Below are 13,550 nucleotides of genomic sequence, written 5' to 3' on the forward strand. Positions count from 1 at the left end.
GCGGTAGCCGCATATCGGTACAGCCTGGACCTGCACGTCAAGGTCGCCAAGGACTGGCAGCGCGACCCGAAGCAGTTGCGGCGCCTCGGCTTCTGATCCCTCACCGGCGCTGCTCGCGCAGCAGCTCCCTGAACCAGGCGTACGACGCCTTCGGGGTCCGTTCCAGCGTGCCGAAGTCGACGTGGACCAGGCCGAAGCGGCGGGCGTAGCCCTCCGCCCACTCGAAGTTGTCCATCAGGGACCACACGAAGTAGCCGCGCACGTCCACGCCCGCCTCCACCGCCCGGTGCAGTGCGCGGATGTGGCCGTCGAGGTAGGCGATGCGGTCCCGGTCGTCCGGGCCGTCGTACGCGCAGCCGTTCTCGGTGACGACCACCGGCGGGAGGCGGTCGCCGTACCGGGCGCGGAAGCCGGTGAGGAGTTCCGTCAGGGCCTCGGGCACCACCGGCCAGCCGAAGTCCGTCACCGGGTACCCCTCGGTCTCCCGCACCGAGAAGGGGAGTCCGGCCGGCATCCGGACCCCGCCGAAGTCGGTCTCCGTGCCCCGCGGGGCGCCCACGCTCGTCGGCGCGTAGTAGTTGATCCCGTACCAGTCCAGCGGCTCCGCGATGACCTCCAGGTCCGCCTCGACGTCGCCCGGCATCAGCTCGCCGATGCCCTCCGGGTAGCGGCCGAGGAGCAGTGGGTCGGCGAACATCCCGTTCAGCAGGACGTCGTAGAAGCCGGCCGCCGCCACGTCCGCCTCGTCCTCGGAGGCCGGCCAGGCCGGCGCGTGGGAGTTCGCGATGCCGATGTCGCCGGGCCCCGCCGCCCGCAGTGCCCGTACCGCGAGCCCGTGTGCGAGGAGCTGGTGGTGGGCCACGGGGAGCGCGTCGAACAGCAGCTTCCGGCCGGGGGCGTGCACGCCCAGCGCGTGCCCCAGCAGGGTGTGCTCGGCGGGTTCGTTGAGGGTGATCCACTTCGTCACCCGGTCGCCGAGCCGTCCGGCGACCTCCGTCACGTACTCCGCGAACCGCTCGGCCGTCCCCCGCTCCAGCCAGTCCAGCCCGGCCGGCAGGTCCCAGTGGAACAGCGTCGGCACCGGCCGTACGCCCGCCGCGCACAACTCGTCGACCAGCCGGTCGTAGAAGTCCAGGCCGCCCCGCGCCCGCACCCTCGGCCAGGAGACCGAGAAGCGGTACGCGTCCACGCCCAGCCCGGCCAGCAGCGCCACGTCCTCGCGGTAGCGGCGCACATGGTCGCAGGCCACCGCCGCCGTCGAGCCGTCCCGCACCCGCCCCGGCCCGTCCGTGAACACGTCCCACACGGACGGCTCGCGCGCGTCCGCCGCCCCCTCGATCTGGTGCGCCGAGGTCGACACGCCCCACAGGAAACCGGCCGGGAAACGGGGGACCGGGTTCGTCGTCGCCATGGCCCGGATCATCCGCACCCGAGCCGGACCAAGTCAACGCCCTTGCACGACAAGCGAGTTACGCGCCTTCCTTCAGCACCCTCCGGATCAGCTCCCGCTGCTCGTCCGTCAGCCGGGGATCCGCGCAGTACACCGACCTCCCGTCCACCGTGATCCGGTAGCCGAAACCGTCCGGCACCCCGGCCGGGGGCGTGTCCCGGCCGGTGGCCATGACCCGCTCGGCCAGGGCGTGCCACTCGTGGGCGTCGGCCCGCCCCGAGGTGTCCACCTCGGCCCGCCGCTCGATCCCCGCGAACCCGCCCGTACGCCGTACCTGAATACGCATGGGTCCGTGTCTAGTACGGAACTACAGCGTCCGCACCCCCACCCGCTCCCAGGCCTTCGACACCGCCTGGAGTTCCTCGCCCTCCCCGTACCGGGCGCGCGCCGCCTTCACCGTCAGCGTCGCGAAGTCCGTGAACTTCGCGTCCTGCTCCAGCTCCCCGCCGGTCAGCACGTCGTACCAGACCTGCCCCGCCCGCTCCCAGGCGTGCCCGCCGAGGGTGGTGGCCGCCAGGTAGAAGGCGTGGTTCGGGATGCCCGAGTTGATGTGCACGCCGCCGTTGTCCCGGCCGGTGCGGACGTAGCCGTCCATCGTCGCGGGCTGCGGGTCCTTGCCGAGGACGTCGTCGTCGTACGCCGTGCCCGGCTCCTTCATGGAGCGCAGCGCCTTGCCCGTGACGCGCGGGGCGAGCAGCCCGGCCCCGATCAGCCAGTCGGCCTCGTCGGCGGTCTGGCCGAGCGTGTACTGCTTGACGAGCGCGCCGAAGACGTCCGACACCGACTCGTTGAGCGCGCCCGGCTGGCCGAAGTAGGTCAGGTTCGCGGTGTACTGCGTGACGCCGTGGGCGAGTTCGTGGCCGATGACGTCGACGGGGAGGGTGAAGTCGAGGAAGATCTCGCCGTCCCCGTCGCCGAACACCATCTGCTCGCCGTTCCAGAAGGCGTTGTTGTACTCCTCGTCGTAGTGCACGGTCGCGTCCATCGGCAGCCCGTTGCCGTCGATGGAGTCGCGGGCGTACGCCTTCAGCAGCAGCTCGAACGTGGCGCCGAGGCCGGCGTGGGCGCGGTTGACGGTGGCGTCCTGGCCGGGCGCGTCGCCCTCGCCGCGCACCTTCGTCCCCGGCAGGTCGGTGCCGTGCCGGGCGTCGTACACGGTGCGGTGCGGCTTGCCCGGCTCGGCGTCGGCGAGCGTGGCGACGGCGGGCGCGCCGACGACCGTGGTCAGCCGGCGCTGGGTGCGCTCGTAGGCGTCGCGCCGGAGGGTCCGGCGCGCGGGACCGTGGAGCGCGGGGTCCTCGGCCTGCGCGAGCCGGTCGAGGACGTGCGGCGGGACGATGGTGCAGAAGACGGGCTCGAAGCCCCCGTTCGTGGTCATGTCCGGAACCATCGCACCGCGTGACGCGGCTGTCACCACCCGCAACCACGATGAGGGAAATCGGCCCTCATCAGGCCTCTCGAGCTCCCTTGAAGTGGTATACGGCACTTTTTGTCCCGTTCATCCCTCCGGTCCCGCATACTGATACGGACCTTCGCACGGTGGGCGACTCGGTTAAGCTGCGGAGCATCATGAGTTCCGGGCTGCTTCTCCTTAGCTGCCGCGGTGAGGGTCTGCAGTAGAGGCCGACCCCCTCCCCGCGGAGTTCGGCGCTGCGCCGTCGGCCGTCCATCAGGACACACCGAGGAGCCCTCGCATCATGGCGAACCGCCAGCAGCCCAGCCCCATGCCGATCCACAAGTACGGCCGCTACGAGCAGGTCGACATCCCCGACCGCACCTGGCCGGACCAGCGGATCACCACCGCCCCCCGCTGGCTCTCCACCGACCTGCGCGACGGCAACCAGGCCCTGATCGACCCCATGTCGCCCGCCCGCAAGCGCGCCATGTTCGACCTGCTGGTCAAGATGGGCTACAAGGAGATCGAGGTCGGCTTCCCGGCCTCCGGCCAGACCGACTTCGACTTCGTCCGCTCGATCATCGAGGACCCGGACGCCATCCCGGACGACGTCACCATCTCCGTACTGACCCAGGCCCGCGAGGACCTGATCGAGCGCACGGTGGAGTCCCTGAAGGGCGCCAGGCGCGCCACCGTCCACCTGTACAACGCCACCGCCCCCGTCTTCCGCCGCGTGGTCTTCCGCGGCTCCAAGGACGACATCAAGCAGATCGCCGTCGACGGCACCCGCCTGGTCATGGAGTACGCCGAGAAGCTGCTGGGCCCGGAGACCGAGTTCGGCTACCAGTACAGCCCGGAGATCTTCACCGACACCGAGCTGGACTTCGCGCTGGAGGTCTGCGAGGCGGTGATGGACACCTACCAGCCCGGTCCCGGCCGCGAGATCATCCTCAACCTGCCCGCCACCGTCGAGCGCTCCACCCCGTCCACGCACGCCGACCGCTTCGAGTGGATGGGCCGCCACCTGTCCCGCCGCGAGTACGTCTGCCTGTCCGTCCACCCGCACAACGACCGCGGTACGGCGGTGGCGGCGGCCGAGCTGGCGCTGATGGCCGGCGCCGACCGCGTCGAGGGCTGCCTGTTCGGCCAGGGCGAGCGCACCGGCAACGTCGACCTGGTCACCCTGGGCATGAACCTGTTCTCCCAGGGCGTCGACCCGCGGATCGACTTCTCCGACATCGACGAGATCCGCCGTACGTGGGAGTACTGCAACCAGATGGAGGTCCACCCGCGCCACCCGTACGTGGGCGACCTGGTCTACACGTCCTTCTCCGGCTCCCACCAGGACGCCATCAAGAAGGGCTTCGACGCCATGGAGGCCGACGCGGCCGCGAAGGGCGTCACCGTCGACGACATCGAGTGGGCGGTCCCGTACCTGCCGATCGACCCCAAGGACGTCGGCCGCTCCTACGAGGCCGTCATCCGCGTCAACTCGCAGTCCGGCAAGGGCGGCATCGCGTACGTCCTGAAGAACGACCACAAGCTGGACCTGCCGCGCCGGATGCAGATCGAGTTCTCGAAGATCATCCAGGCGAAGACGGACGCCGAGGGCGGCGAGATCACGCCGGCCGCCATCTGGGACGTCTTCCAGGACGAGTACCTGCCCAACCCGGAGAACCCCTGGGGCCGCATCCAGGTCGCCAACGGCCAGTCCACCACCGACCGCGACGGCGTGGACACCCTCACCGTCGAGGCCACGGTCGACGGCACGGAGACCACCCTGGTCGGTTCCGGCAACGGTCCGATCTCGGCGTTCTTCCACGCGCTGCAGGGCATCGGCATCGACGTACGGCTGCTGGACTACCAGGAGCACACGATGAGCGAGGGCGCCTCCGCGCAGGCCGCCTCCTACATCGAGTGCGCGATCGGCGACAAGGTGCTGTGGGGCATCGGAATCGACGCGAACACCACGCGGGCCTCGCTGAAGGCGGTCGTCTCGGCCGTCAACCGCGCAGCGCGCTGACCAGCCGAATCGGCGGTTTGAGGCCCCGCCCGCCGGAGAACGGCGGGCGGGGCCCCGTCATATACCGGCCATATATCTGTGATGGTCACGGAAAGGTCTCGTCCTGGGTACTGACTCCGCCTCCTTGATGTGGCTAACATCACGCAAGCGCGGCGACGAGGCTGTGGCGGTTATGGAGGTGCGACGTGCTGCCAGGACGGGGACCCAACGGCCGTGCCGCTGCCACCAGACTGTCGCGCCTGCTGGGCACCCGCACCGCGTGGACGGCCGTCGGTGACGGGGAGTTCTTCTGCCCCGGCTGCGGCGGCGACCGCAACTACCAGCGGCTGACCGGGCACCGCCGCTTCGCCCTCCTCGGCGTGCCCGTGCTGCCGCGCGGCGGGACCGGGCCGGTCGTCGAATGCGCCGCCTGCCGCCGCCACTTCGGCACCGACGTCCTGGACCACCCCACCACCACCCGCTTCTCCGCGATGCTCCGCGACGCCGTCCACACCGTCGCCCTCGCGGTGCTGGCCGCCGGCGGCACCTGCTCGCGCGCCTCCCTGGAGACGGCCGCGGCCGGGGTACGCGCCGCCGGCTTCGAGGACTGCACGGAGGAGCAGCTCGCCGCGCTCGTCGAGGCGCTGGAGGCGGACACCGGCCGCTTCACCGGGGAGCCCTGCACGGCGGGCCTCGCCATCGAGCTCCACGAGGCCCTGGACCCCCTCGCCCCGCACCTCGCCGCCCCCGGCCGCGAGTCGATCCTCCTCCAGGGCGCCCGCATCGCCCTCGCCGACGGCCCCTACATCCCCGCCGAACGCGACGCCCTGGCCACCGTGGGGGCGGCCCTCACCATCTGTTCGGACGACGTGACCCGCCTGCTGGCGGCGGCGCGCACCCCGTCCTGATGCGGCGCCGGGACGGCACGGGGCGCGTCACGGCACAGGCCGTGTCACAGCACGAGGCACATCACCTCGCGGTCCTCACCCGGACCGAAGTAGTCCCGGCGCATCCCCCCGTCGGGCGGCTCCGGACGGAAACCCAGGGAGCGGTAGAGCAGGATCGCCGCGTCGTTGGCGGGCTCCACGGTCAGCCGGACCCGTTCGGTCCCGCAGCGGCGCAGCCGTTCCAGGACCTCCACCATCAGCTCCCGGCCCAGGCCGTGCCGGCGCCGGTCCTCGGCCACGCACAGACCGAGTATCCAGCTGTCCCGGTGGAACGCCGCGGTGGCCGCCAGGACGTAGCCGCGCAGCCGGCCGTCACCGTCGTCGAGGACGAGGAGGTGACCGGCGGGACCGGCGTACAGGTCGTGGAGCTGCCGCAGCAGGAACGCCGGATAGGCGACCTCCCGGAAGACCTCCTCGTCGAGCCGCTGGAGTTCGGGCAGATCGGACTCCCGTGCCGGCCGCAGCAGCGGGGGCGGTGGTTCCGGTAGAGGTGTCGGCCGGGTGAGGCGCTGCTCGTGGTCCAGGGCGCGCTCAAGCGGTTCGGCGGTCATGCCACCCCCAGTCGGGACGTGAGACGTCAACACGGCAGCCGGGGCCGCCGTTCACACGAAGGAGGGAATGGGGACCCCGGTGGCGGCCGGTAACTGCTTCTGGCTAGAGTGAGCGTCCAACTCGCCTCTCGCAAGGGCGAGTTCAGGTGTGACAGGACTGTGCTGGCGTGCGCCTGATGTGCGCCCGGTCACGGAGGACTGGCGTGTTCCTGGCTGTCTCCGCGTGCCGACCGGGCTTACCGTGCGAGCACCGGGGCCGCTTCTTCGTCCGCCGGCGTCCACTGGGGACTCGTGCGCTGGGCACACGGTCTTGTCCGACACTGAATGGAACTTGGCAGGGTGATGATGGATCGCAACGCCGACGCGCCATGGTCGCAGTTCGATCCGGAGGTGTACGTCGACCTCAATTACCGCACCCCGCTCGAGGTCGATCTGCTGATCGTGCGGCTCATGCGCGACTATTTCAGCCGCTGCTACGCGCAAGGCGTTCCGGCATCGGTCCGTGGAGTCGACGTGGGCGCCGGCGCGAATCTCTATCCGGCCCTTTCCATGCTGCCCTGGTGCGAGAAGATCCTCCTTCTGGAATACGCGACTCCGAATGTCGAATACCTGGAGAAACAGGCGTCCGGCGGGGGATACGACACGGCGTGGGACGCGTTCTGGGACGTACTGGCCGAGGCTCCCGCCTACCGGGACGTCGAGCCGCGGAGCCGGTTCGGCGAGATCGTCCGGGTGGAGCGCGCCAACCTGCTGGACCTCGACGGACAGCGCCGCTGGGACATCGGCACGATGTTCTTCGTCGCCGACTCGATGTCCGAGTGCGCCGACGAGTTCCAGCGGGGCGTGGAGTGCTTCATGGACGCGCTCAACGGGGGAGCCCCCTTCGCCGCCGCCTTCATGAAGGAATCCGTCGGATACCAGGTCGGCGCACACAAGTACCCCGCCTACCGGGTCAACGCGAACCGGATCCGGGAGAGCCTGGAACCCTTCGCCGCCGCACTGGAAATCCACGACATGGACCACATGGTGCGGCCGGGACACGAGGGAATGATCCTCGCCCTGGGACGGCGGAATTCGGCGATTGCCACCCCGTAGGAACGGGGACCATGTCTGAACACAGGGCAACGAGATCTGTACGAGGGGTGCGGGGATGCAGATCAAGCCGCGGCAGCACATGCTGGACATCTGGCGGGCCATGGCCCGCCATTCGTTCGACGACGGGAAGCTCGTCTGGGAGGACACCGACGGGCTGAGCAGCGTCGCCGACGCCGAGCGGCTGCTCTGCCTGCTCTACCCCGCCACCGAGGTCCCCGCGTTCCGCCTCGACCAGCCCGACACCACCGAACGGGACGTGCTGCGCGCGCTGGAGGGGGTCGGCAGCCGGCTGGAGATCCCGCCCAACCTGATCACCGCGCTCTCCCAGTTCATGCGCAGCCACACCGGCCCCGACGACAGCCCCACCTTCGCCGGCGGACACTACTTCAGGCCGGCCGAACCCCAGCAGAAACTCACCCACGAGCAGTACCAGCTCGGCGTGGTCGACTCCTACTCCATGTCCGTCACGCTCTGCCTGGCCACGCTCGGATTCCTCAAGGTCTACGAGCCCAGCACCACCCGCCCCGACGTGCGCAAGGCCCTCGCCGAGCTGAGGGAGGCCACCAACACCCGGCTGACCGCCGCGATGATCAGCCTGCTGCGCTCCTTCACCGTCAACGTCTTCGACGCCGAGTCCGAACAGGGACGGCGGCTCATCCAGGTCATCGGCCAGGACAGACAGTCCGACCGGGCCGTCCTCCAGCAGTTCTCCCGCCGCTTCCGCCCGCTGCGCGCCACGATCATCGAAAGCCTCAGCCGCGGCATCCAGGTCGACGAGTCCATCCGCGACGAGAGCCAGCTCTTCGAGTGCGGCTGGGCCTGGGGCGTGGTCAAGGACGCGCCGACCATCACCGACCTGGACGTCCAGGTCCCCGGCCAGCCCGACGGCATCGCCGACCGGCTGCCGTACGTGTACTTCACCGTCATCGCCCTGGACGGCATCCAGGACCTGTTCTCCGACCGCACCCTCACCCTGGGGCTGCTCGACGCCGACCAGCAGAAACTCGCCGAGGCGTTACGCCTGCGCTGGGAGCTCAGCCAGCAGTACTGGTCGGCCATCGCCCGGTTCGGCAGCGAGCGCTGGCCCCTGGAGGACCTGCCCTGGCAGACCACCGGACTGCGGCTGGAGTCGGAGTACTTCTCCCTGACCGTCGCGGCCATCCTCGTCCACGACCTGGTCCGCCGGAAGGCCACCGACGACGACCTCACCCGCACCGTCGCCATCATGGAGCGCCTCGCCGACCGCGGCCGCGTCACCAGCCGTATGACCAGGAACGATCCCGTCATCGAGCTGCACAGTCCGGGCGTCACCATGCCGCTCGCCGGCTCCGAGCGGTCCGGCTCCCCGCTGCAGTGGCGGATGACCGACTTCTCGGCCCAGCTCCTCAAGCGGATCATCCAGCTCGCGGAGCTCTCCCGGAACATCGACGCGCAGGACCGGCTGCTCCGCCTCGGCGAGCAGGCGTTCGAGCATCTGTGGAGCCGGCGGATCGAGGACGGCGAGGGAGCGGGCCTCTGGGACCACGCGGGGGCCGTCTTCCCGGACACGCGCGTCGGCAAGCGCCTCTCCTGGAGCATCACCGAACGCGTCACCGAGTGCCTGGTCGCCGCCCGCAACCTCTACGAACAACAGCCCATCCGCAGCCCCGAACTCGCCCAGCTCGCCCGTGACCTGCTCAGCGAGGCCACCCACCTCTTCGGCAAGGAACAGCTGGAGGCCTCCGCGAGTCCCGACGGCAGCCGGGGCCGGGCCATGCGGAGCATAGAAAACCGCCTGGACCACGCCCGCAGCCTGGTCGACGAGCGGCCCGCGACCGCGTTCGCCCTGGCCCTGCCCGTGCTCCAGGAACTCGACACCCTGGCCCAGGCGCGGGGCGCGGCCACCCAGGAGGTGTGAGCCGTGCTCGTCTTCGCCGCCTCCGACAAAGGGGGCACCGGCCGTTCGGTGACCAGCGCCAACCTGGCCTACCAGCGTGCCCTCGCCGGCGACCACGTGGCCTACGTCGACTTCGACTTCGGCTCGCCCACCGCCGCCGCCGTCTTCGACGTACCCGGCGCGATGCGCGGCACCGAGGAACGCGGCCTGCACTCCTACCTGGAGGGCTCGGTCACCGAACCGGCCAGGATCGACGTCTGGCGGCAGACCGAGCACCCCCAGCTGCGCGCCCGCCCGAACCAGGCCGGCCGCCTGGTGCTGCTCCCCGGCGACGCCGGCGGCGGCGAGTTCGCCGTCGGCGAGGACGCCCTCGAACGCTGCGTCGACCTCCTGCTGCGGCTGCACGGCGAGTTCGACCTGGTCGTCGTCGACCTCAGCGCCGGCCGCAGCTACGCCGTCGACATGGTCCTCGCCGCCACCGCCCACCCCCGGATGCGCTACGTCCCGTTCCGCTGGCTGGTCTTCCACCGCTGGACCCGGCAGCACGTGATCGCCGCCGCCGGACTCGTCCACAAGGACCACGGCATCATCAGGGGCGGCGTCGAGCGCGGCCACGACGAGGAGGCGCTGCGGGGCGCCGTCCGCTTCGTCCGGGCCGCCGTACCCGATCCGGACTCGCCGCTGTGGTCCCAGGGCTCGCCCGCCCAGGCCGCCTGGATGCAGTCCTGCGACGAGGCGCTGCGCCGGCTCGCCGCCGAACACCGCATCGGCGACAGCGTGGTGCTCGGCATCGTCCCCCTGGAACCCATCCTGCAGTGGCGCGAACAGCTCATCACCGAAGAGGACGTCCTCTCCACACAGATCGCCAACAAGGAGACACTGGAGGCGCTGGAGGAGATCGCGCGACGGCTCACCGACGACGACCACTGGGGGCGGCCATGACGGAAGCGGTGTTCCGTGAGACGGCCGCCGAACCACGCACCCAGGCAGTGCCCCTGTCCCACCTCTCCCTGGAACTCGGCCACCTCTACATGGAGGACTTCGAGGCCGGCCCCGGGCACCTGCGGCGGCACTTCGAGCGGGTACGCCCCTGGGCGGAGGCGGCCCGTGCCACCGCCGCCGCGACCGGCGGCAAACGCCCCCGGATCAGCACCTGCTTCCTGATCGACGACTACTTCACCCGCTTCTCCGCCCCCGCCGACGTCGTCCCCATGCTCCTGGAGGAGGCCGGCCGGGCCGGACTCGTCGTCGACTACCTGGCCCGCGAGTCCGGCTGCGCCGTCGCCGGCAAGGTGCCCGTCGCCGAGGCCGTGGCCGGACGGATCGTCGAGGAACCACCGCCCGGCAGCTACGGCCTGCGCCCGCCGGCCGCGCAGACCGGCTGGCTGGCCAACGGCGAGCGCGGCCCCGTCGCACGCGCCCCGCAGGCCATGAAGAAGGCCACCGCCTGGCAGCCGCCGAAGGAGACCGCCGCCCGCCGCCACTCCGTCTTCCTCGACGTCGAACTCTGGGACGACGGCCCCGACGGGCACCGCACCTGGTCCTGCCCCTTCCTCGCCGCGGTGTGGCAGCTCGCCCGCCTCGGCCTGCTGCGCGACGACGGCGAGGCCGTCCTCGTGCCCCAGCCGCACACCGCCGACGCCTTCCCCGACGACTGGGACGAACTGCCCCCGCTGCTCCGCCTCAACCCCCGCGCGGACCCGTTCGCCGCCTACCGGACCTGCTCGGTGATCCCCAGCCGCTTCTTACCCGTCGAGCACGCCGTCCGCGTGATCCTCGACCAGATCGAGGTCGACCCCGGAGCACTGGCCCAGACCGCCGAGCGCTCCGCCCGCGAGAACGCGGCCGTCCCCGACTCGGTCGCCAACCGCATCTCCTACGTCTTCTACGCGGGGCAGTGACATGACGCCGGGGGAGACGCAGCCACCCGTCGTGCTCGCCTGCGGCGAGGTCCGCACCTGCCTGCTGCCCGCCCTGCAGGCCCTCGACAGCCGCGCCGCCGCCCAGCTCCTCGGACTGCGCGCCGACGAACGCGTCCTGCTCTCCGAGCGCCCCAACCTCTACGGCCGCTCCCCGGACACCCTCACCGGCGTCGACTGCCCCCTGCCCAGCGCCGACGGCGCCAGGATCCGCGCCGTCGGCACCGTCGCCGCCCGCGCCTCCCTCACCGAGGGGCGCGTCCTGCAGAGCTCCGCCTACTTCCGCGTCCCCGCCTCCGGCCCCGACCACCGGCGCCCCTGGGGCCACTACCTGGTACGGCCCGCGACGGTCGAGCCGTTCGGGAAACTGCCGTACGAGGCGGTCGCCCAGGGCCTGCTGAACGGCGGACGGCACGGCGAGCTCGACGTCGGGCTGATCGCCGACCAGCTCCTCACCCGCCTGCTGCGCCACCCCCTGCTCGACCACCGCCCGCCCCTGAAGTCCCGCCCCACCCGGCTGCGCTGGGCCGCCCTGCCCGCCGAACCCGACGAGGGGCCGTCGATCGAGCGGTTCACCCTCGCCGAGGACGAGCTGCGCACCGTACGGCTCCGCGTCCCCGCCGGTACGCCCGCCGACGAGATCGCCGGGCTCTGCGAGGACCTCGCCCTGCACGACTGGCTGCTCACCACCGTCGTCCGCATCCTGGACGGCATCCGGCTGGGCATCGCGGAACCGCCCGCCCGGACGCGGCCCCGGACCGGCGAGGACCGCCCCGCCGTCGTCACGGCGCTGCGGCCCGCCGTCGACCACCTGCTGCACCTGTGGATGCCACGGGCCCGCGTCGCACACGGCCTCGCCCCGCTCTGGGACGCGCTGGAGGACCGCCCCGGCTTCACCCGGCAGTGGCGCACCCTGGTGCAGCGCATCCGGGACCAGCTCGCCCTGCACGCGATTCCCCACCGGGAGGCCGAGTTGATTCCCTGACCCCGCGGCTTTGGCCCCCACGCACATCCCCGCACCCCGATCCGACGCGCATCCCAACGGGGGGAGAAGCGAGATGAGCACGGCACAGTCACCCCAGCCCGAGGAAACGGCATCCCCGCCCGGCGCGGACGTACGTTCCCCGGCACAGTCACCCGACCGGACCGAGTGGACGCGCAGACTCCTGACCGGCCTCACCGTCGGCCTCGTCGTCTGGGGCGTCGCCGCACTGCTGAGCCCCGGGGCCGGAGCGCTCCGGCAGCTCTCCGCCGCCGCGCTCTGCGCCGCCGCCACGGTGGCCGTCCCCCTCCTCCTCGCCCGGGACCGGGGACCCGACGAACAGGCCCTGCGGACCCAGAGCGTCCTCGCCGAGACCGCCGCCACCGTGCGGGACGGCCTGGAGCGGCACGACGACGACCTGCGGACCGGCCTGGCCCGGCACGCCGAGGACATCCGGCAGCTCGTCGAGAGCCGCCTCCCCCAGCAGGCCCCGCCCCCCGAGTCCTACCCGCCGCTCGACCGCGTCCGCACCGACGGCGTACCGGAACTGGCCAAGCGCTTCGCCGAGGCCCTCGCACCCGGACCGTCGATCCTCTACACGTTCGTCCGCCTGGAGATGCAGCGGGTGATCGGCCACATGGCGGCGCTCACCAGCATGAGCGTGGAGTGCCACGGCGAGAACCACGACTGGATGCTCAGCCTCACCCACGCCGCGGAGCGCTCCGTCGACGCCATCAGCACCTCCGTCGACCGCGAGTTCTGGAACAGCGAGCCCGCCAGCCGCTACCTCGACGCCCAGCGGGAGGCGATCGGGGAACACGGGGTGCCGGTACGGCGGCTGTTCCTGCTGGCGAGCGCGCGCGAACTCGACGACCGGCTGCTGCGGCTGTGCGACGAACAGCAGGCGCTGCACATCGAGGTCCGGGTGGCGGTGCTGCCCGAACTGCCGCCGCACCTCCAGCGCGGCACCACCGACGACTTCATCGTCTACGACGAGGAGGTCTCCTTCGAGATCGAGCAGGACCTGCGCGACGTCAACGTCAGGACCCGGCTCATCGCGCGACGCGACCACGTCCAGGACCGGATGAAACGCTTCCGGGAACTGTGGGAGGCGGGCATGAGCATCCGCGAACTGGAGGTACGGGTCGACGACGAGGAGGACGGCACCTGGATGGTCGACCGGGCGTAGCCTCCGGGCGGTTACTCCCGGGGGAGTAACCGCGCCTCCGTGCCGCCCCACGCAGTATCCCGCAACTCGATCCCACGTCCGACGACCCGCGCCCCTTCCGCCGGGAGTCTGGGAACCGACCCAGACACCCGACCGGAGGGGAG

General features: G+C 71.5%; 12 protein-coding genes. 8 read left to right on the forward strand and 4 right to left on the reverse strand.

The genetic code is table 11. The annotated features are described in order from the left end of the window. Positions 1-100: 100 nt before the first annotated feature. From ACF1DX_RS02465 to ACF1DX_RS02475, 3 genes are read right to left on the reverse strand one after another with little or no spacing between them, the layout of a single operon-like run. Positions 101-1,411: a GH1 family beta-glucosidase gene (locus ACF1DX_RS02465; protein ID WP_391789377.1), complete on the reverse strand. Its 1,311-nt coding sequence runs from the start codon at positions 1,409-1,411 to the stop codon at positions 101-103. 58 nt (positions 1,412-1,469) lie between these two features. Next, positions 1,470-1,736 carry a protealysin inhibitor emfourin gene (locus ACF1DX_RS02470; RefSeq protein WP_391789378.1) on the reverse strand — a complete coding sequence of 89 codons (267 nt, stop codon included), beginning with the start codon at positions 1,734-1,736 and terminating at the stop codon, positions 1,470-1,472. A 21-nt stretch (positions 1,737-1,757) separates the two neighbouring features. Next, a complete protein-coding gene (locus ACF1DX_RS02475; protein ID WP_391789379.1) occupies positions 1,758-2,828 on the reverse strand; it encodes a M4 family metallopeptidase in 1,071 nt (356 codons plus the stop codon). 319 nt (positions 2,829-3,147) lie between these two features. On the opposite strand from ACF1DX_RS02475, the gene leuA reads away from it, so the two are divergent. Together leuA and ACF1DX_RS02485 are read left to right on the forward strand one after the other, a co-directional pair. After that, positions 3,148-4,869 (forward strand): 2-isopropylmalate synthase, encoded by a 1,722-nt coding sequence (gene leuA / locus ACF1DX_RS02480; protein ID WP_391789380.1) that lies wholly within the window; start codon positions 3,148-3,150, stop codon positions 4,867-4,869. Positions 4,870-5,054: 185 nt separating this feature from the next. Continuing rightward, positions 5,055-5,756 (forward strand): TerB family tellurite resistance protein, encoded by a 702-nt coding sequence (locus tag ACF1DX_RS02485; protein ID WP_391789381.1) that lies wholly within the window; start codon positions 5,055-5,057, stop codon positions 5,754-5,756. Between the two features lie 44 nt (positions 5,757-5,800). Here the strand turns inward: ACF1DX_RS02485 and ACF1DX_RS02490 are convergent, their stop codons facing one another. Next, entirely contained in the window at positions 5,801-6,346 is a 546-nt protein-coding gene (locus tag ACF1DX_RS02490; protein WP_030858310.1) for a GNAT family N-acetyltransferase, read from the reverse strand. Positions 6,347-6,688: 342 nt separating this feature from the next. On the opposite strand from ACF1DX_RS02490, the gene ACF1DX_RS02495 reads away from it, so the two are divergent. The 6 genes from ACF1DX_RS02495 (at position 6,689) to ACF1DX_RS02520 (ending at position 13,407) form a co-directional block, all read left to right on the forward strand. After that, entirely contained in the window at positions 6,689-7,441 is a 753-nt protein-coding gene (locus ACF1DX_RS02495; protein ID WP_391789382.1) for an SCO2525 family SAM-dependent methyltransferase, read from the forward strand. A gap of 55 nt (positions 7,442-7,496) precedes the next feature. Further along, a complete protein-coding gene (locus ACF1DX_RS02500; RefSeq protein WP_391789383.1) occupies positions 7,497-9,338 on the forward strand; it encodes an SCO2524 family protein in 1,842 nt (613 codons plus the stop codon). Positions 9,339-9,341: 3 nt separating this feature from the next. Beyond that, on the forward strand, positions 9,342-10,259 hold the full coding sequence (locus tag ACF1DX_RS02505) for an SCO2523 family variant P-loop protein (protein WP_391789384.1): 918 nt from the start codon (positions 9,342-9,344) through the stop codon (positions 10,257-10,259). Further along, positions 10,256-11,218, forward strand: a complete 963-nt coding sequence (locus ACF1DX_RS02510) for an SCO2522 family protein (RefSeq protein WP_391789385.1) — start codon at positions 10,256-10,258, stop codon at positions 11,216-11,218. Before ACF1DX_RS02505 ends, ACF1DX_RS02510 begins: the two co-directional genes overlap by 4 nt. Position 11,219: 1 nt before the next feature. After that, a complete protein-coding gene (locus tag ACF1DX_RS02515; RefSeq protein ID WP_391789386.1) occupies positions 11,220-12,221 on the forward strand; it encodes an SCO2521 family protein in 1,002 nt (333 codons plus the stop codon). Positions 12,222-12,294: 73 nt separating this feature from the next. Continuing rightward, positions 12,295-13,407, forward strand: a complete 1,113-nt coding sequence (locus ACF1DX_RS02520; protein WP_391789387.1) for a hypothetical protein — start codon at positions 12,295-12,297, stop codon at positions 13,405-13,407. The last annotated feature ends 143 nt before the right edge of the window (positions 13,408-13,550 follow it).

Origin of the sequence: Streptomyces sp. NPDC014676 (genome assembly GCF_043084105.1) — a bacterium.
GTDB lineage: Bacteria > Actinomycetota > Actinomycetes > Streptomycetales > Streptomycetaceae > Streptomyces.